The organism is Ruegeria sp. BB6, assembly GCF_056539385.1.
Genome location: NZ_JBQFUW010000003.1, coordinates 274,186 through 291,978 on the forward strand (window position 1 = coordinate 274,186; position 17,793 = coordinate 291,978).

16 protein-coding genes are annotated in these 17,793 nt (G+C 60.1%); 6 read left to right on the forward strand and 10 right to left on the reverse strand.

What is annotated here, in order from left to right; translation table 11 throughout:
• Positions 1–4 precede the first annotated feature (4 nt).
• The gene (locus ACR0B7_RS09970; RefSeq protein WP_480681374.1) at positions 5–1,147 is read right to left on the reverse strand and encodes a DUF3095 domain-containing protein; all 1,143 of its coding nucleotides are present in this window, start codon (positions 1,145–1,147) and stop codon (positions 5–7) included.
• 142 nt (positions 1,148–1,289) lie between these two features.
• On the opposite strand from ACR0B7_RS09970, the gene ACR0B7_RS09975 reads away from it, so the two are divergent.
• From ACR0B7_RS09975 to ACR0B7_RS09985, 3 genes are all read left to right on the forward strand, one after another.
• Entirely contained in the window at positions 1,290–2,462 is a 1,173-nt protein-coding gene (locus tag ACR0B7_RS09975; protein ID WP_170483269.1) for an MFS transporter, read from the forward strand.
• 20 nt (positions 2,463–2,482) lie between these two features.
• Entirely contained in the window at positions 2,483–3,517 is a 1,035-nt protein-coding gene (locus tag ACR0B7_RS09980; protein WP_170576725.1) for a glycosyltransferase family 4 protein, read from the forward strand.
• 111 nt (positions 3,518–3,628) lie between these two features.
• Complete coding sequence (locus ACR0B7_RS09985) at positions 3,629–4,651, forward strand: aspartate-semialdehyde dehydrogenase (RefSeq protein WP_170387108.1); 1,023 nt, start codon at positions 3,629–3,631, stop codon at positions 4,649–4,651.
• A gap of 90 nt (positions 4,652–4,741) precedes the next feature.
• Here ACR0B7_RS09985 and ACR0B7_RS09990 read toward each other — a convergent pair whose 3' ends face one another.
• From ACR0B7_RS09990 to ACR0B7_RS10020, 7 genes are all read right to left on the reverse strand, one after another.
• Complete coding sequence (locus tag ACR0B7_RS09990; RefSeq protein ID WP_170483265.1) at positions 4,742–5,788, reverse strand: ABC transporter ATP-binding protein; 1,047 nt, start codon at positions 5,786–5,788, stop codon at positions 4,742–4,744.
• Positions 5,788–7,035 (reverse strand): MGH1-like glycoside hydrolase domain-containing protein, encoded by a 1,248-nt coding sequence (locus tag ACR0B7_RS09995; protein ID WP_480681377.1) that lies wholly within the window; start codon positions 7,033–7,035, stop codon positions 5,788–5,790. Before ACR0B7_RS09995 ends, ACR0B7_RS09990 begins: the two co-directional genes overlap by 1 nt.
• Before the next feature lie 5 nt (positions 7,036–7,040).
• Entirely contained in the window at positions 7,041–8,249 is a 1,209-nt protein-coding gene (locus ACR0B7_RS10000; RefSeq protein ID WP_170483261.1) for a carbohydrate ABC transporter permease, read from the reverse strand.
• Complete coding sequence (locus tag ACR0B7_RS10005; protein WP_170576724.1) at positions 8,249–9,481, reverse strand: carbohydrate ABC transporter permease; 1,233 nt, start codon at positions 9,479–9,481, stop codon at positions 8,249–8,251. The genes ACR0B7_RS10000 and ACR0B7_RS10005 overlap by 1 nt, the downstream gene beginning before the upstream one ends.
• Positions 9,482–9,547: 66 nt before the next feature.
• The gene (locus ACR0B7_RS10010; RefSeq protein WP_170483257.1) at positions 9,548–10,903 is read right to left on the reverse strand and encodes an extracellular solute-binding protein; all 1,356 of its coding nucleotides are present in this window, start codon (positions 10,901–10,903) and stop codon (positions 9,548–9,550) included.
• On the reverse strand, positions 10,900–12,054 hold the full coding sequence (locus ACR0B7_RS10015; protein ID WP_170576723.1) for a LacI family DNA-binding transcriptional regulator: 1,155 nt from the start codon (positions 12,052–12,054) through the stop codon (positions 10,900–10,902). The genes ACR0B7_RS10010 and ACR0B7_RS10015 overlap by 4 nt, the downstream gene beginning before the upstream one ends.
• Before the next feature lie 254 nt (positions 12,055–12,308).
• The gene (locus ACR0B7_RS10020; RefSeq protein ID WP_170483252.1) at positions 12,309–12,782 is read right to left on the reverse strand and encodes a phosphoribosyl-AMP cyclohydrolase; all 474 of its coding nucleotides are present in this window, start codon (positions 12,780–12,782) and stop codon (positions 12,309–12,311) included.
• 270 nt (positions 12,783–13,052) lie between these two features.
• Here ACR0B7_RS10020 and ACR0B7_RS10025 point away from each other — a divergent pair, with 270 nt between their 5' ends.
• From ACR0B7_RS10025 to ACR0B7_RS10035, 3 genes are all read left to right on the forward strand, one after another.
• Positions 13,053–13,436, forward strand: coding sequence for a hypothetical protein (locus ACR0B7_RS10025; RefSeq protein WP_170483250.1), 384 nt, complete (start codon positions 13,053–13,055; stop codon positions 13,434–13,436).
• Between the two features lie 64 nt (positions 13,437–13,500).
• A complete protein-coding gene (locus ACR0B7_RS10030) occupies positions 13,501–14,883 on the forward strand; it encodes a M17 family metallopeptidase (protein WP_170483248.1) in 1,383 nt (460 codons plus the stop codon).
• Positions 14,880–15,617: an NlpC/P60 family protein gene (locus tag ACR0B7_RS10035; protein WP_170483246.1), complete on the forward strand. Its 738-nt coding sequence runs from the start codon at positions 14,880–14,882 to the stop codon at positions 15,615–15,617. The genes ACR0B7_RS10030 and ACR0B7_RS10035 overlap by 4 nt, the downstream gene beginning before the upstream one ends.
• On the opposite strand, the gene ACR0B7_RS10040 is transcribed toward ACR0B7_RS10035, so the two are convergent.
• Together ACR0B7_RS10040 and ACR0B7_RS10045 are read right to left on the reverse strand one after the other, a co-directional pair.
• Complete coding sequence (locus ACR0B7_RS10040) at positions 15,614–15,964, reverse strand: DUF2794 domain-containing protein (protein ID WP_170387086.1); 351 nt, start codon at positions 15,962–15,964, stop codon at positions 15,614–15,616. The two genes, ACR0B7_RS10035 and ACR0B7_RS10040, sit on opposite strands and share 4 nt — an antisense overlap.
• A 72-nt stretch (positions 15,965–16,036) precedes the next feature.
• The gene (locus ACR0B7_RS10045; protein ID WP_170483243.1) at positions 16,037–17,704 is read right to left on the reverse strand and encodes an ABC transporter permease; all 1,668 of its coding nucleotides are present in this window, start codon (positions 17,702–17,704) and stop codon (positions 16,037–16,039) included.
• Between the last annotated feature and the right edge of the window lie 89 nt (positions 17,705–17,793).

The window sequence follows — 17,793 nt, forward strand, 5'->3', positions numbered from 1 at the left end:
CGCCTCAGCCCTGCATGGCGGCTGCCGCCTGAGCATATCCTCCGGATGCGCCGTCCACAAAGTGAACGTGGTCGTCGCGCGTGGCCGAGGGAACAAAGCAGGTTATCATCGCCTCATCCTGCGCATGCAGGCCATAGCGGATCTTTCCCTGTCCACGGGCCTGTTCAAGCATTATCCGGATTTGCGACAGGGTCGCCTCGTCGCAATCCAGCGTCATCTTCAACCCGTCGTCGAATTTTCGGTAATCCGCGTTGCGGCTGACCATCTGCTTGTAGTGCTCGGGCTGGAAGTTGCCCATAGGCCGCCCAGCCTTGAACAACAAGTAAATCAGCAGGTTCTGCACCAGCAAGCCCAGTTTCTGCACTGTGACATTGCGCCCCCGTCGGGACACATGCGCGTCGATATCCAAACCCGGCGGAGGCCAGTTTATCGGCGGGCCACTCACTGGCACAGGATGGCCAGCCCTCTCCAACCCTTCTGACGCGGCCAGAACGGATTGCGCCAGATCCGCAAAATCGCTCTCGGTCGCGTGCGGGGTCGGCTCGATCACCAGTGATACGATCCGACCATGAGCCGCCTTGATATTCGACCATCGACAGGACAGGCCAGTCAGATCCGGTTGAGCGCCGGGTTCCGCAACAGACGCGGCAAACGCGCCCGCCTTCATCTGAGACTCGGCCCAAGCCAACCCACCGCCCGAGAACATGGCATAATCGACGCCATCAGAGGGTGCATAACGGGCGACACGCAGATCCCGGTCCGCCGCACGGATTTCAGCAACAGGCATCAACGCGGCACGCAAGGATATCCCAAACTCCTCCTCCGCCCAGCGCCGCAAGGCGGCCAGCGTGGATTGCGCGTCATCGGCGGCGCTTGCGGGGACGGCAAAACCCGCACCGTCTCCGCCGAACACATAAGGGAAATCGTTGCCCTTCATGGCGTTGATCATGGCAGAGATGACAGCAGCACCGACCATATTCACGGTCTTGTAGCGGCCCTTAGCAATTTCGCCCGTTGAATCAACAATATCCGCCACCCCGACGACCCAGTCGTCAGGAAGCGCTGAAAACTGCACGGGATCGGCAAGCCGGGCAAAGTCGCGCAGCAAAGGAAGACTGTCATAAAACGCGGCCTGAGCGTCTTTCATAATCGCCTCAATCAGAAATTAACGCTTAGAGTAGTGCGATCGCGGTTGCTGTCCCGTGAAATCGTCACGACACACGTGCTTGTGTGCAGCGGTTGGACGTGCCAATCAGGTCCGGTCAGCCGTTGGGGAAGAGGGGCGATACATGAAGGCAGGTCTGGTGGTGTTGTGTCTGGGCTATGTGCTCAGCCAGTTTTTTCGTGCTTTCCTTGCCGTTCTCACCGTCGATCTTGGCCGCGACATTGGCGCAACGCCCGAGGATCTGGCCTTTGCATCGGGTCTTTGGTTTCTGGTCTTTGCGGCCATGCAACTGCCCGTGGGCTGGGCATTGGATCGGGTCGGTCCCCGCCTGACGGCTGCGGTTTTGCTGCTGGTCGGCGGAGCAGGTGGCGCGGGCCTTTTTGCCGTGGCCACCACACCGTTTCACATTACCGTTGCGATGGGGCTGATCGGCGTTGGGTGTTCTCCGGTCCTGATGGCCTCTTATTACATCTTCGCGCGTGAGTTTCCGCCTGCCAAGTTCGCGACCCTTGCGGCTTTGATGATGGGAGTCGGGTCGGTCGGAAATCTGGTGGCCTCATACCCGACAGCGCTTGCCGTGGAATTGATGGGGTGGCGCAATACGCTTTGGACGCTGGCCGTGGTTTCGGCAATTGTGGCGCTGGGTATTCTTTCAACGGTGCGCGATCCCCAGCGGATCGAAACTGAACAAAAAGGGTCTGTGCTAGACCTGCTCCGGGAACCGGCGCTTTGGACCATACTGCCCTTGATGCTGGTGGCCTATGCGCCTTCGGCTGCGCTGCGCGGTCTGTGGGCAGGCCCGTACCTGCAAGAGGTGTTCGGACTAACCACGTCGCAGATCGGTCAGGCGACTTTGTTCATGGGGGCCGCGATGATCGCGGGCATCTTCGTCTATGGACCGTTGGACCGCGTGTTGGGCACCCGGAAATGGGTTATTTTCGGCGGCAACGTCCTCAGCAGCCTGGCGCTGACGGCGATGTGTTTCTGGATTGAAGCATCCGTCTGGCTATCCGTGGCTTTGCTGGCCCTGATCGGCTTTCTTGGCGCGGCCTTCCCGGTCATCATGGCACATGGGCGCGCGTTTATCGCGCCGCATCTGGTGGGGCGCGGGGTTGCGTTGCTCAATCTTTTCGGCATCGGGGGCGTTGGGCTGGCACAGTTTGCCTCGGGGCGGATCCACGCGGCGACGGTGGACATGGGCGCAAGCGCACCTTACACAGCAATATTCGGTTTTTTTGCCATAGCCGTCGCGCTTGGCTGCGTGATTTACCTGTTCAGCCGCGATAGCCTGGACTGAGACCCTTCGGGAGAGCCCCTTTGACAGACCCGCGCGTCATCGCCCCCAATCTCAAACGCAGGCTGTCGGGCGTGACAGCGACGATTGCGCGACTGGTGCCACTACAGGTGCAGTGGATCGACATTGCCGCCACCGGTCCGGGCCTGCCCGCGGACATCCCACACATCCCTCTGGGCCGCCTGCCCTTTCTGTCGCGCAAAACCCTGCGTGTCTGGCACGCGCGCCGCAATACCGAGATGCTGTTGGGTCTGTTCCTGCGCAACATCCTGCGCCTGCGGTTGAAGCTGCTGTTCACCAGCGCCTCGCAACGCGCCCATACCGGCTATACCAAGTGGTTGATCGAAAAGATGGACGCCGTGGTCGCCACCTCGCGCAAGACCGCCGGGTATCTGGACCGGGACGCGCAGGTGATCATGCATGGCATCAACCTGCAGGATTTCACCCCGCCCGAGGATAAGGCGGCGGTTCGCGCCCGTCTGGGTCTGCCGGATGGTCTTTTACTAGGCTGCTATGGCCGCATCCGTCATCAGAAAGGCACCGACGCTTTTGTCGATGCGATGATCGACCTGTGTGGCCGGTTCGATGACGCCCACGGCATCATCATGGGCCGCGCGACCGAGAAACACACCGCTTTTCTGGCCGAATTGAAAGACAAGGTCGCCGCTGCGGGCCTGTCTGACCGCATCCTGTTCATGCCCGAAGTCACCGTGAACCAAATCGCTGAATGGTATCAGGTGTTGGACCTCTTTGTCGCTCCGCAGCGGTGGGAAGGGTTCGGCCTCACCCCACTAGAGGCGATGGCCTGCGGCGTTCCTGTTGTCGCGACTGACGTCGGAGCGTTCTCGGAAATTGTGACCGACCCCGCGCTGGGCCGTATCATCCCGCCGGACGATATCCCCGCCATGGTTGAAGCCAGCGCCGAAATGCTGAAGAACCGCGATTCCCTCGCCCAATCCGGCCTCGCCGCCCGCGCCCATGTCGAACAGAATTTCGATATCAACGGCGAGGCAAAGGCCCTTGTCGCCCTCTACGAACGGCTTCTGACCGAAAACTGAGGCGATGCGCCGCGTCAAATCGGTGTCTTTGCGCGAAATATGCCCCGAAAACTCTTTTTTCTTTGCTGCAACGCGGCTATGAACGCGCGTCCTTAACTTTGGAGACATGAAATGGGCTATCGCGTCGTTGTCGCCGGCGCCACGGGTAACGTGGGCCGCGAAATGCTGAACATCCTGGCGGAACGCCAGTTCCCCGTCGATGAACTTGCTGTTCTGGCAAGCCGTCGTTCGCTGGGCACCGAGGTAAGCTTTGGCGACAAGACACTGACCACCCAGGACATCGACACCTTCGATTTCACCGGCTGGGACATGGCGCTGTTCGCCATCGGCTCGGACGCGACCAAGGTCTATGCGCCCAAAGCGGCTGAGGCCGGCTGCGTGGTGATCGATAACTCGTCGCTGTATCGCTACGACCCGGACATCCCGCTGATCGTTCCGGAATGTAACCCGCAGGCGATCCACGACTACAAGAACAAGAACATCATCGCCAACCCCAACTGCTCGACCGCGCAGATGGTTGTCGCGCTGAAGCCGCTGCATGACCGTGCCAAGATTAAGCGCGTTGTCGTCTCGACCTACCAGTCGGTTTCCGGCGCGGGTAAAGAGGGGATGGACGAGCTGTGGGATCAGACCAAGGCTGTCTACAACCCCACAACGGACGTGCCGCCGAACAAGTTCCAGAAGCAGATCGCCTTTAACGTCATCCCGCAGATCGACGTCTTCATGGAAGACGGTTCGACCAAGGAAGAGTGGAAGATGGTGGTCGAGACCAAAAAGATCGTCGATCCGTCGATCAAGGTCACAGCAACCTGTGTCCGCGTGCCGGTTTTCGTTGGCCATTCCGAGGCCGTGAATATCGAGTTCGAGGAATTCCTGGACGAAGACGAAGCCCGCGACATCCTGCGCGAGGCTCCGGGCATCATGGTGATCGACAAGCGCGAGGCCGGTGGCTACGTCTCGCCCATCGAATGCGCGGGCGATTTCGCCACATTCATCAGCCGCATCCGTCAGGATTCAACCGTGGAAAACGGCCTGAACCTGTGGTGCGTCAGCGACAACCTTCGCAAAGGTGCCGCCCTGAACGCCGTGCAGATCGCCGAACTGCTGGGCCGTGAGGTTCTGAAAAAGGGCTGAGGCAACTAAAAAGCAATGCTTTGGAAACCCCGCTGTTTTCGCAGCGGGGTTTTTTGTCACCCGATTGAGCTTCGGCGTGAAACGATCGGCTCACAAAGCCTGACCCTCTGCGTCAAAGAACTGCAATTTCTCGGGCGCAAAGTGCAGACCGATCTGCGCCCCAGCCTTGATTTCGGTATCTCCACCAAGGCGGACGGTGACTTTTTCTTCGGCGCCACAATCGACGATGATGAACATGTCAGCGCCAAGGTATTCGACAACCTCGACCACGCCGTCGCTATGGCCCGCGCCGGGTGCGACCACGCTGATATGTTCGGGGCGGATGCCCAGCCGTGTCGCCTTTCCCGTCCGATCAAAAGGACCGCTGCCGCCGTTTTCCAGACGGAACTGATCCCCGGCCACGGTACAGGGCAGGACGTTCATTTTCGGGCTTCCGATAAACTGCGCCACAAACAGGTTGGCCGGGCGTTCATACAGCTCGCGCGGGGTGCCGACCTGCGCGATTTTGCCGAACTCCAGCACCACGATACGGTCGGCCAGTGTCATCGCCTCGACCTGATCGTGGGTCACGTAGATCATGGTCCGGTTCAGGCTTTGATGCAGCTTGGCAATCTCGTATCGCATTTCGACCCGAAGGGCGGCATCGAGGTTGGACAGGGGCTCGTCAAACAGGAAAGCCGTCGGGTCGCGCACGATGGACCGACCGATGGCCACGCGCTGACGCTGTCCGCCGGAAAGATCCTTGGGGCGGCGCTCCAAATAAGGCTCTAACTTGAGGACTTCGGCCGCTTTTCCGACACGCTCGGCGATATCAGCCATGGACACACCTGCCACTTTCAGCGAGAAGCCCATATTCTCGGCCACGGTCAGATGGGGATACAGCGCGTAGGACTGAAACACCATCGTCAGCCCCCGTTTCGAGGGCGGGTGATCGGTCACGTCCGCCCCGTTGATCAAAAGCCCCCCGCGCGAGATGTCCTCGAGCCCGCCGATCATGCGCAGCAGGGTGGACTTGCCACACCCCGAGGGGCCGACAAAGACGACAAACTCACCTTCCTGAATCTGCAGGTCGATCCCTTTGATCACCTGCACCTCGCCGAACCATTTCTCGACGCTTTTGAGTTCGATGCTGCCCATCAGTTCCTCCCTGCCCAGTGCAGCCAAACGGCAGCGGTCCATGTAAATGAATTGCCACCCGCGGGACCGCCAGTAAGCGGATCGAAATATTCGGCAAACCCATGTCCGGCGATCAGGCGCGCGGTCTTCAGGCGCAGGGCTTCGGCCTCGACCCCGTGGCCCATTTCAGCCATTCCAAAGCCGGTCAGCATGTTCATGAACGCCCATGTCGGACCACGCCAGTATCGGCGTTCGTCGAATTTGGGCATGTGCGGGTCATAGCTGGGAATGGGATGCGGCACGGTGGTCAGAACTGTCTTGACGCGTTCCAGCATCCGGGCCGAGTCAATCCCCGCATACCAGCACAAATAGCTCGCGTTAGAGACACTTTCTGCCCATTCGCCGGTATGCGCATCGCGCGCGTCAAACGCACCCAGCGCCTCATTCCAAAGGGACCGCGCACCAGCCTCAAGCCGGTCGATATCGGCGCTGAGACCCTCGACCTCAAGCCCAAGGTTTCTACCTACGGCCAGCAAATCTCGGGCGGCACGCAGGGTGGTGAAGCTCATGGTCGGGTCGGCCACGCGGAACGGGTTCAGCTCCAGCAGCTTGGCCTGATCCCAGCCGGCCTCACGGCCGATATTCACCAGTTTGATGTAGCGGTCATAGTCGTATTTCGTCGGGCGGTCGGCGCTGTTGACATGGCATGTGTCACGACGCTGATACTCACCCACGTCCGAGGCATCAATCGCCGCCATCGTATTGTCCCAGTCCGGGGCGTTGTCGCGCCCGGCCTCCCACGGGTGGGTGGTGCAGACCGCGCCGTGATCGTCCAGCCGCCACGCCATGATCCAGCGATGCCAGGCCAGCATCTTGGGGAACAGCGCGCGCATCCGTTCTTTTCCAGACACCGGATCCATATCCAAAACGCGACGGGCCATCGTTGCCGCTAACGGAGGCTGAATGATCCCCGAAGACGGGATCGGCCCCGTTCCGCCCCACACGTCCGGCCCCGGAAAATAGCCCGGATCGGGCTTGTGGAACAGGATATGCGGAACCATGCCATCCGCCCACTGACCCGAGAACAGCGTCTCAAGCTCAACCCACGCGCGGTTGATGTCGAACTCGGCAAAGCCCAGCGCAGCGACCGCGCTGTCCCAGTTCCATTGGTAGGGATACAGGCCACTGGTGGGGATCGTGTAGCCGCCCCTGTCATTGGCAATCAGGATGTTGCGGGCCGATTCACTCGGCGTGGTATAGTAGTTCATGTCAGTCATCCTTTGACCGAGCCTGCCGTCAGACCCTTGGTCATGAAACGTTCAAGCCCCAGAAACAGTGCCATGATCGGAACGGTGGCAATCACCGCCCCGGCCATCAGGTGTTGGCGGGGAATTTCCGAGGAGTTCAGCATCGTGACCCCTCGGGTCAGGGTGAATTTCGACGGGTCGTCCAGCAGCATGAAAGCCAGCAGGAATTCATTCCAGGCGATCATGAAGACATAAAGCGACACCGACGCCAGCGCGGGCAGGCTAAGCGGCAGGGTGATCTTCCAGATCACCGCCAGACGCGACAGACCATCCATCAGACCGGCCTCCTCGACCTCGGTCGGCAACCCGCGGAAGTAACCTTGCAGCATATAAAGCGCGACGGGGATCGTGGTGACCGGGTAGATCATCACAATGCCCAGAATCGAGTTGCGCAGGCCCGTCAGCGAGAAGGCGATATAGATCGGCAGCGCCAAAACGATCATCGGCACCATGTAAATCAGCAGGATCGAGCGCGAGAACGCCTTTTGCCCCTTGAACCGGAACCGCGCCACCGCATAGGCGCCGGGGACGCTGAACAGCAGGGTGATGAACACCGTCAGGACCGACACATAGAAAGAGGTCCACAGGTAAGTGCCGAAATTGAAGTCGCGGAACAGCTCGGTATAGCTGCGGAACAGCGCCCAGCCCTGCGACAGGTCGACCGAGAAATCCAGCGGGTTCTGCAACAGCGCCTGTTGCGACTTCAGGCTTGTCATCACCATGACGTAGAAGGGAATGACGACGATAGCGGTGAAGAAGATATAGCCGAACCCGGTGCAGAACCGGATCACCGCATCCTCGAACTCGTGCCGGGTGAGGTCCCCAAAGGGCGTATCCCGCAAGATCGCGGCCAACGACAGGTGCGTGACGATGGCCATGGCAAGAACCGTGACCAGCACCGCTTGCGAGGACGTGTCCGAACCGATCAGGACAGGCCCGAACCCGGTCAGGGCGGCCAGGCCCAACAGGGCAGAGGCCCCCAACCGCGCCGGTGCGCGCTGTGCCGGAAACCGGACATAGATCAGCCCGACCACCGCGCCCCAGATCAGGCAGAGCAAGACCTGCGGACGAAACGCCGCCCCGGTCGAGAAGGACATTGTGATGGCAACCGTTGTGGCAATCACCACCAGCCAGAGCGCGCCCAGAACCGGGCCGGTAATATAGCCTTTGCGCATCACAGGCCCTCCTCTCGGCTGATAAAGCGGAAGAAGACAAAGCTGAAGGCGATCAGGCACATCAGGATCACTACGGCCACCGCTGCGCCTGCCCCGATATTGGAGATCGCAAAGGCCTGTTCATAGACATTCACAGTCAGGGTGCGCGTACCCGCATTGCCGCCGGTCAGCAGAAAGATGTCGTCGAACTTGTTAAACGTCCAGATAAAGCGCAGCAGGAACAGCACTGACAGGATGCCCAGCAGTTGCGGGATGCTGAGCAGCCAGAACTTCTGGAAGGGCGACGCCCCGTCCATATCCGCCGCCTCATACATGCTGGAATCGATGGACTGCATCCGCGCCAAGATGAACAGGAAGGACAGCGGGAAATACCGCCAAATCTCGAACACAGTGACCATGATCAGTGCAAGAGGGCGTTCACCGAAGAAATTGATCGGCTCGCTGCTCAGCCCCATCTGCACCAACAGCGCATTGGCCGAGCCTGAGAACGGGTCAAACAGCGTGACCCACGTAAAGGCCACCGCGATCACCGGGGCCACGTAGGGGAATAGGTAAAGCCCCCGTATGATCCCCTGGCCTTTGAAACTTTTGTTCAGCAACAGGGCCGCGAAAAGGCCCATCACCAAGGCTCCGATGGTGCCGAAAACCGTGTAGAACAGCGTGACCCAGAGAACGCCCCAGAACTCATCCCCGTCGAAAACGCGGGCGAAGTTCTCCAGGCTGAACTCGAAATTGGTCAGAACGCTTGGGCCGCTGCCGGTCACGTCGGGTTCAGACCCTTCGATCAGGTCTTCAAAGGCGCCAGGGTCTCCGTCCACGGTGACGGGAATACGGATGCGTTCGCGCTGACCACCCTCCAACGCGCCGAAGTCACAGAACAAGTCCTGCCCGTCCAACACACAGGGGGCCAAGACTTCGCCCGCCGTTACGCCATCAGGCAGCACATCTGACACGGTCACGCCTTCAATGGCGATCTCTTGGCTTGAGTTGCGCACGCGGTATTCGATCCGCAGATCATCCCCTGATCCGCGCAGGCTTTCACGCACAACGGGCGCGGGTGGACGCAGGTCAGACAGGGTGAACGGCTTGAAACTGATCCAGAAAATCGCCAGCAAAGGCAGGATCACCACAAGCGATACACTGATCACGGTCGGGGAAAGCAACGCCCAGGCCAGACGCGCCTCGCGTTTGGCAAGCGCCCCGGTTCCGGTCGGTGGGGTAGCCGAAGACATGGGTGGACCTCAGAGGGTTAGGTGCAGCGGCGCGCACGCCGCTGCAGATGCCGGTCAAGCAGGGGTCTACTGAACCTTGGCAAGCTCTTCGTTCATCGCAGCCACAGCAGCGGCGGCGTCGATCTCATCGTCGATATACTGACGCACGATCCGGTTGATGGCCTGAGAGTTGATCATCTTGGACGCCAGCGAAAGCTGCCCTTCGGCCACGCCCCAACGCTGTGCCACGTCCAGACCGCCGACGATCTCGTCGATCATCGCCTGATCGTACAACTCACCCAGCGGGGCTTTGCGATCGACGCCGACAGGCAATTCCGCCCACGCTTCGGCAAAGGCCGTTGGGTTGTCCGCAGTGCCGCGACGCACCGGGAACTTGCCCTCGGGCGCGATGGCCAGCGTTTGGGTATAGCCGTCATCCATGGCGAATTTCACGAACTCCATCGCCGCGTCGGTGTCGGCATCGTTGGTGATCCCGAAATACCGCACGTCCCCCCATGCCGCGCCATCCGGGTTGGACGGGCCTGAGAAGTTGGTGACAATCCCCGTTTTCGACGCCAGATCGCGCGAGGTCGGATCATCGTTGATGGTTGGCGGCGCGCTGTCGCGCAGACCGGCCAGCTCGTCCAGAATGAAGGGCGACCAGATGATCATCGCGGCCTTGCCATCGAAATACAGTTCGCGCGATTGCTTCCAGAACAGCTCACCCGGAGGTGAGGCTTTGGAAATCGCCTTGTAGAAATCCAGAACTTCGGTGGTCTTGGCCTCGTCCAGAGGCTGGAACCCATCGGGGCCAACGGGCGAAACGCCGTTGGCGAGGAAAACATGCTCCAACACCTGGCTCATGAAGTTCTCGTCAACCTTTGTGGCCGAGACAAAGCCGTACATTTCCGGCGGGTTATGCAACTTGTCCAGCGCAGCCAGAACATTTGCATAGGAACTTGGGGCCTGCAGACCGGCCTCGTCGAACAGGTCTTTGCGGTAGACGACCATCTGGGTCCAGCCATCAACCGGGACCGAGGCGGTTTCGCCGTTGAACGCCGCCATTGCCAGCGCGCCGGGGGCAAATGTGTCCGCGCCCAATTCCTCGATCACTTCGGTTGCTGCTTCGGTATCCAGAATACCCGCCTCGGCCCAGGGCAGAGCGTATTGCAGCGTGTGATAGACGACGTCCGGCAGATCACCGGCAGCAAAGGCTGCGGTTGCTCGGGTGCCCAGATCGCTTTCGGTGACAGGGATCACTTCGACCGTCGTTCCGGTTTCAGCTTTGAACTGGTCGGCCATCTCTTGCTGCTTGGCCAGACGTTCTGGCTGTTCCTCGGTGGTCCAGAAGCGGATCGTATCCGCCTGCGCCGACAGCGCGCCAAGCATCACTGCCAGCGAGGTGCCCAGCATCAGGTGGGACATCTTGGGTGTAAGTTTCATGATCGGTCTCCCCGGTTATGATTATTGTCAGTCTGTATTATTCGCGCCAATTCCTGTGGCGTTCGTGTTGGCGACCCGTCCGACCCACCCTCGACCAGAGTGGCTTCGGTCAGTTCGCGTAAACCTGCGGGGTCGTCGCCCCGGACTTGCCGAATCAGCATCGTCGCCAAACGCTGTCCGGCCATGTGTGAATCCACCGCAAAACTGGTCAGAGCCGGGCGCGCGTATCGGGATTCGGGAATGCCGTCATAGCCGATGACGGACACGTCACGCCCGATCTCAAGCCCCAGATCCTGCGCGACCGAATAAAAACCCAAGGCCGCCAGATCCGTGGCAAAGACAATCGCCGTCGGAGGCTGTTCGACCTGCATCAGAGCCTTTGCCTGCGCTGCACCCTCATCCCGCGTTCTGGCACCGTCGCGGATCAACTCGGGGTCCAAGGGCAATCCAGCCTCGTGCAGACCTTCGGCATATCCGTCACGGCGCAGGTGGCTGTAGTTGAACTTGAGGTCGCTGCCGACATAGCCGATGCGCGTATGCCCAAACCCGGCCAGCCGCAAAACCGCCTTGCGCATCGCCGTTTCGCCCGCAATGTCGAACCACGAGGTTTCCTCCCACGTGTTCGGTTGCCCGTAACCGGTGCGACCGTAAAGGATATGCGGAACTTCAAGGCTGCGCAGAAGGCCGATCCGGGCGTCCTTGACCGCGGTGCGGGGCAGAATGAAACCATCCGCCTTGCGCTCCTCGAACAATCTGCTGAGGACGGTCAGCGTGTCCCGTTCCGAGGTTGCAGTTGAAATCGTCATGGTCCAGTCAAGGTGGCTGGCGGCCTCGCACGCGCCGGCCAGAAAATCCTGCAGGAATGGGTTATGGCGGTCAGGTTCGTCGCTGTTCAACACCATCGCAATCGCGCGGACCTGACCGGTGCGAATGGCCTGCGCATGACTCAGGGGCCGATAGCCCAGCTTGCGCGCCGCCGTTTCCACCCTGGCGCGGGTGACAGCCGAAATATCCGAATACCCGTTCAGCGCGCGCGACACCGTGCTTTTCGACAAGCCCAGATGCGCGGCCAGTTCGTCCAGCTTGACGCGCCCTGAAACCGAGGGGCGGTTAGCGACGTCGCGCGACCGATATGAAAGATTCGCTGTCATTCTTCACATTTGTTCGCACCGAAACCGGTTTCGGCAACGAAAAAGTTAAAAAAAGTGCAGAATGACCAAAATTTAAGTTTTCTAAAAAAGGTGCGAACTGCCAAAACCAAAGGTCAAAACAGGCTGACCCACCCCGAAACAAAAAACGGCGCGGCAATATATCCACGCCGTCTTTGTTTTTCGTGCGCCTTGGAAATCCGGCGGCGATACGTGCTTTTGCCGTCAGGTGCTTGGCTGCATGGCCATTGTTGGCATCAAGGCTGGTAGGGCAGTGACGAGTGATGCAGCACAATTTTCAGCGTGCCATCAGCGTCTTTCTTGTAGCCAAAGCTCTTGTCCACTTGCGTGACGTTGCCGTCCTTGTCCGTCAGAATGACAGCACCCATCCACAAACCAACGTCGCCTTCGACGAAAGTGGCGGATGTGACGCTTTCCATCGCGCGCCAGCCTTTAATTCCGAACCCGCCGTCTAGCGGATACTCGGCATCATGCCCGACGAAATAGGCCAACGCGCCTTTTTGAGTTGGGCGAAACGTCTGATCCCCGGACGCCATTGTCGGCTTGAAAAGAACCGGTCCTAGAGAATAGCCATAGGCCGCATTCAGCACACCCTCGGCAACCGTGCGCGCTGCGTCTATGCCGCCGTCTTCATAAGCCTTAGAGATTGCGATCAGCCCTTCTCCCCAGGTTTCGCGCGCGGCGGTCAACTCATCAGTGGTAATTGGCATCTTCTTGTCCCCTCCGCCTGAATTCGGGCGGTAAATGGCAGCTAGAGAATATCAAAGCAAGTATTACCACGCCGGCGAGGGTCTCAGATCCCCAAGCGGCGCACCATGTTGATCGGGCACTTCGCCGCGTCCGTTGGCACGGTGAGATCAGCGGCCCGCCTGAATTCTAGCTAAATTCGAGACATTATCCCCCTTGGTCGCAAGGTTTTGCAAAGGAATTCAACGCCACATTCCGATTGTACCGTGGGGGTATAGTGAATTGGGGAATATGTGGTGGAAAAGATTATCACGCTTGAACACAAAGAAACCGTCCGACTGGACCCGGATCGCCTGAACGGGTTGTACCGGCAGCTTGGGGAAAAGAACGCGTTGGACGTGTTGTGCCGCACGGTCGAAGAGTTGGCCGTTCGCCTGTCGAATTGCGAACGGTTCTGGCGGCAGCGCGATTGGGCCGGGTTGCGTAAATGTTCGCGGTCTTTGGTGGCAATCGCAGAACAGATCGGCATGACAGCTTTGGCCCGCGTCGCAGGCGACGTGGCCCGGAACGTGGATGCCGGCGACGCCGTCGCCACTGGCGCCACCCTGTCGCGCCTGATCCGCGTGGGTGAAAAATCCCTGACCGTTATCTGGGATCAGCAGGACCTTTCGGTCTGACGGGGGCTTGCGGATAGAGTGTGGGCGACTAGGCTGGGCGCAAATCGAACCAGCCGAGTTACCCATGACCCTGACTTTTGCCTCGCCCTCTGACCGTTCTGTCCCGCTGCACGTGATCGCCCAACCCGATCTGGAGGATTGGGTGAAGGATCAATCTGACGCGGTGCAGGCCTGGGTCTCGAACAACGGTTTTACAGGGGCGATGGGCCAAACCTTGTTGGTTCCCGGAACCGGCGAGGCTCCGCTTTGCGCGCTGGCGGGGTATGGCAAACCCGCTGGCCGCGCCCGCAAGCGTTTTCCACTGGCGGCTGCGGCCGAGGCGCTGCCGGAAGGCACCTATCACATCGCATCGGGCGTTCCAAAGGATGCGCTGGAAACCGAATGCCTTGGCTGGCTGATGACCGGGTACGCGTTTGACCGCTATGCCAGTCAGTCACCGGCCAAAGCCCGGCTGGTCGCACCCGATGGCGTTGATGCCGCGCGTCTTGAGATTTTGGCAAAGGCCGAGGCCCTGATCCGGGATCTGGTCAACACACCTGCGTCGGACATGGGACCGGAACAGTTGCAGGCCGCCGCCGAGAACCTCGCGCTGGAATTCGGCGCGTCCTGCTCGGTGATAACGGGCGATGCGCTGCTGGATCAGAACTTTCCGATGATCCACACGGTTGGCCGCGCCGCAGCACAAAAGCCGCGACTGATCGAGATGAACTGGGGTACGGCGGGGCCAAAGCTGACCTTGGTCGGTAAAGGTGTGTGTTTCGACACGGGCGGCCTGAACCTGAAACCCGGCGCGTCGATGGGGTTGATGAAGAAAGACATGGGCGGTGCCGCCAATGTTCTGGGTCTGGCCCGGATGATCATGGCGCTGAAGCTGCCGCTGCAACTGCGCGCTCTGATCCCGGCTGTCGAGAATTCGGTGGCCGGAAACGCCTTCCGGCCCGGCGACATCCTGACCTCGCGCAAGGGTCTGACGGTCGAGATCAACAATACCGATGCCGAAGGGCGGCTGGTGCTAGCCGACGCACTGGCGCTGGCTGACGAAGGGAAACCGGACCTCGTGATCTCGATGGCGACGCTGACCGGGGCCGCGCGCGTGGCGGTTGGAACCGATCTTGCGCCCTATTTCACTGACAGTGACGACGCGGCAGACGCGCTGACCCGCGCCGCGCGCAAAGCCGCTGATCCGGTCTGGCGCATGCCATTCCATGACCCTTATGAAGGGCTGATCGAACCGGGCATCGCCGATCTGGACAACGCCCCTGCGGGTGGATTTGGCGGCTCAATCACCGCCGCGCTGTTCCTGCGTCGCTTCGTTGGCGACAGCCGCTACATGCATTTCGACATCTTCTCATGGCAGCGCAGCAGTGAGCCCGGCCGCAGCAAGGGCGGGTTTGGTCAGGGGCCGCGCGCCTTGTTGACGGCGTTGCCCGAGATGCTGGGCCTATGACACGCCAACGCATCATCCAACCGGTCACAGACCTGTTACGCGAACCCGATGGCCCGCGCGATCGGCAGTTGCTTTTTGGTGACGTTGTCGAAACCTCGGATCAGGCAGATGGCTGGAGCCGGGTCACCGCGGAAAAAGATAGCTACGCGGGCTGGGTTCGGTCGGAACAGCTTGGCCCGGAGCTGAGCGCAACGCATTGGATCACTGCGCCAGCAACCCACCCCTATGTGCGGCCAGACATGAAAAGCCCCGACCGGACGTCCCTGAGTTTTGGCAGCAGGATTGCGGCCACATCCGAGGTGAATGGGTTTCTGGAAACCGAGCTTGGGTTCATCCCATCCGTTCACGCCAAACATGTTGGCGTTACGCTGACCGATCCTGTTGCAGTGGCCGAACTTTTTCTGGGCACGCCCTATCTTTGGGGTGGAAACAGCCGGTTCGGGCTGGATTGCTCGGGTCTTGTACAAGCCGGGCTGCTGGCCTGCGGACAGCCCTGCCCGGGCGACAGTGGTGATCAGGAACGCGAAGTTGGTCACCTGCTGCCCCAAGGCACACCGCCTCAGCGCGGCGATCTGCTGTTCTGGAAGGGGCATGTGGCATGGGTCTATGCCGAGGACATGCTGCTGCACGCCAATGCCTTCCACATGGACGTGACATTTGAACCTTTAGAGCAGGCGATTGCGCGGATTATGGAACAGGGTGACGGGCCGGTGACGGCCCACAAACGGCTCTAACCAAGGTCAACCGAGCGGATCAGCTTACGCTCGAGCACCCGTAGCACCGTGCGCAGGTCGTGGCCGCGTTTCAGGATACGGCCATCCATACCTACGACCGAGTACATCCCTTGCTTTTGCCGAAGGCGGGGATGTTTTTCGACCCGGTAGATGGGATGTTCCGCAGTTCGGCGAAAGATCGAGAACACGGCCATATCTCGCAGGTTGGAAATACCGTAATCGCGCCATTCTCCGGCGGCGACCATCCGGCCATAGACGGACAGGATATGGGACATCTCATGCCGATTAAACGCGACGGGCATCTGGGCCGAGTTTGCAGAGAACCGGCTGGGAGGCTGCATGTTCATACCCCAAGCCTTGCCGGAAATTGCGTGTAAATCAAGCCCACCTACTACGGGGTGTGGTATTTTTGGACCGCCCTAGCGCCTCTGGCCGACCTGCCGACAGATCAGGATGACCGGTAGCAATCCCACCGCCAGAATGACCAGAGAGGGGACCGCGGCCCCTTCAAGACGTTCGTCCGAAGCCAGCCGGTACGCCTGAACTGCCAACGTGTCAAAGTTGAACGGCCGCATGATTAGCGTCGCAGGCAGCTCTTTCATCACGTCCACGAATACGATCAGAAGGGCGGTCAGCAACGAAGGTGTCAGAATAGGCAAATGCACCCGGCGCAGAGTGCCCAACGGTGTCTGACCCAAAGACCGCGAAGCCGCGTCCATATTCGCATGTACCGTGCTCTGCCCGCCTTCATATGCGCTGAGGGCAGCAGCCAGAAAGCGCACCATATAGGCTGCGACCAGCAACCAGATGGACCCGGTGACCAGCAGCCCGGTCGAGACGTCGAATGTCTGCCGCATCCACGCATCCAACGCATTGTCGAAACTGGCAAATGGCACCATCAGTCCAACGGCGATCACGCCGCCCGGAACCGCATAGCCCAGCCGCGCCATATAGCTGGTGCCAGACGAAACCCGCCCCGGTCGCAATCGCTGAAAAAACCCAACGCAAATTGCCGCGCAAACGGTCACAACAGCCGTCACACCTGCCAAAGTCAAAGAGTTCTGGATGAAACCTATATAACGCCGCGACAGAAGATTCTGCTCGGATTCCAGCCCCATCTGAACAAGGATAAACACTGGCAGCAAAAACCCAAACAGGACAGGGATGGCGCAAAGGGTAACGGCGGCGGCCGATTGCCAGCCCTTCAGTTGCGCTGAGGGCAACGATGCGTGGCTTTTCCCTGCCTGATAGTATTTCGCCCTGCCGCGCTGCATACGCTCTGCTACGGCCATCACCAGCGCAAAACCCAGCAAACACAGGGCAAGCTGGGCTGCGGCGGCTCTGTCTCCGATCGAAAACCAGCTTGTGTAGATACCTGTGGCAAAAGTCTGAACACCAAAATAGGCGACTGTGCCAAAATCGGCGATGGTTTCCATGATCGCCAGTAGAACACCTCCGGCGATTGCGGGGCGCGCCATTGGCAGCGACACGTGCCAAAAGGCCAGCCACGGGCTTTTGCCCAACGCGCGGGCCGCCAGAAATGCCGTGGCGCTTTGCTGAAGAAAGGCGGCACGGGCCAGCAGATAGACATAAGGGTACAGAACGAGGATCAGCATCACAGCAGCCCCCTCGGTCGAGCGGATCTCGGGGAACCAATAATCGCGGGGGCCCCAGCCGGTTATATCCCGCAATGTGGTCTGCACGATACCGGGATGGTCCAGAATAAACGTGTAGGCATAGGCCAGAACGTAGGCAGGAAAGGCCAGCGGCAGAACCAGGGCGATCTCAAGAAACCGCACCCCAGGAAAGCGCGTCATCGTCACCAGCCAGGCCGCGCCCACTCCGATCGAGAAGGTTCCGGCAGCCACCAGAACGACAAGGATCACGGTGGTCAGCGCATAACGCGGAAGAACCGTATTCATTAGGTGAGAGATCGTTTCGGTGCCACCCGTTGCCGAGGCCAGAACAACGGCCACCATTGGCAGAAGACAGGCAGCCGCAACAAGGCAGGCCATCGTACCAACCAGCCGAGTGCCAAACGCGCCGCGATTGCGCGCTCCGTGTTCTGAAAGTTCGATTTCGGCCATGTTCCCGGCTTGTACCTGGCTAGAGCGCAGAGTTGATCTTTAATCGACCAAAACGCTAAGAAACACCAGTAGGCCGGAGGACAAATCTG

Coding starts and splice junctions, on each gene's coding strand:
- ACR0B7_RS09970 (WP_480681374.1), bottom strand. CDS start 1,147: ATGAAAGACGCTCAGGCCGCGTTTTATGACAGTCTTCCTTTGCTGCGC.
- ACR0B7_RS09975 (WP_170483269.1), top strand. CDS start 1,290: ATGAAGGCAGGTCTGGTGGTGTTGTGTCTGGGCTATGTGCTCAGCCAG.
- ACR0B7_RS09985 (WP_170387108.1), top strand. CDS start 3,629: ATGGGCTATCGCGTCGTTGTCGCCGGCGCCACGGGTAACGTGGGCCGC.
- ACR0B7_RS09990 (WP_170483265.1), bottom strand. CDS start 5,788: ATGGGCAGCATCGAACTCAAAAGCGTCGAGAAATGGTTCGGCGAGGTG.
- ACR0B7_RS09995 (WP_480681377.1), bottom strand. CDS start 7,035: ATGAACTACTATACCACGCCGAGTGAATCGGCCCGCAACATCCTGATT.
- ACR0B7_RS10000 (WP_170483261.1), bottom strand. CDS start 8,249: ATGCGCAAAGGCTATATTACCGGCCCGGTTCTGGGCGCGCTCTGGCTG.
- ACR0B7_RS10005 (WP_170576724.1), bottom strand. CDS start 9,481: ATGTCTTCGGCTACCCCACCGACCGGAACCGGGGCGCTTGCCAAACGC.
- ACR0B7_RS10010 (WP_170483257.1), bottom strand. CDS start 10,903: ATGAAACTTACACCCAAGATGTCCCACCTGATGCTGGGCACCTCGCTG.
- ACR0B7_RS10015 (WP_170576723.1), bottom strand. CDS start 12,054: ATGACAGCGAATCTTTCATATCGGTCGCGCGACGTCGCTAACCGCCCC.
- ACR0B7_RS10020 (WP_170483252.1), bottom strand. CDS start 12,782: ATGCCAATTACCACTGATGAGTTGACCGCCGCGCGCGAAACCTGGGGA.
- ACR0B7_RS10030 (WP_170483248.1), top strand. CDS start 13,501: ATGACCCTGACTTTTGCCTCGCCCTCTGACCGTTCTGTCCCGCTGCAC.
- ACR0B7_RS10035 (WP_170483246.1), top strand. CDS start 14,880: ATGACACGCCAACGCATCATCCAACCGGTCACAGACCTGTTACGCGAA.
- ACR0B7_RS10040 (WP_170387086.1), bottom strand. CDS start 15,964: ATGAACATGCAGCCTCCCAGCCGGTTCTCTGCAAACTCGGCCCAGATG.
- ACR0B7_RS10045 (WP_170483243.1), bottom strand. CDS start 17,704: ATGGCCGAAATCGAACTTTCAGAACACGGAGCGCGCAATCGCGGCGCG.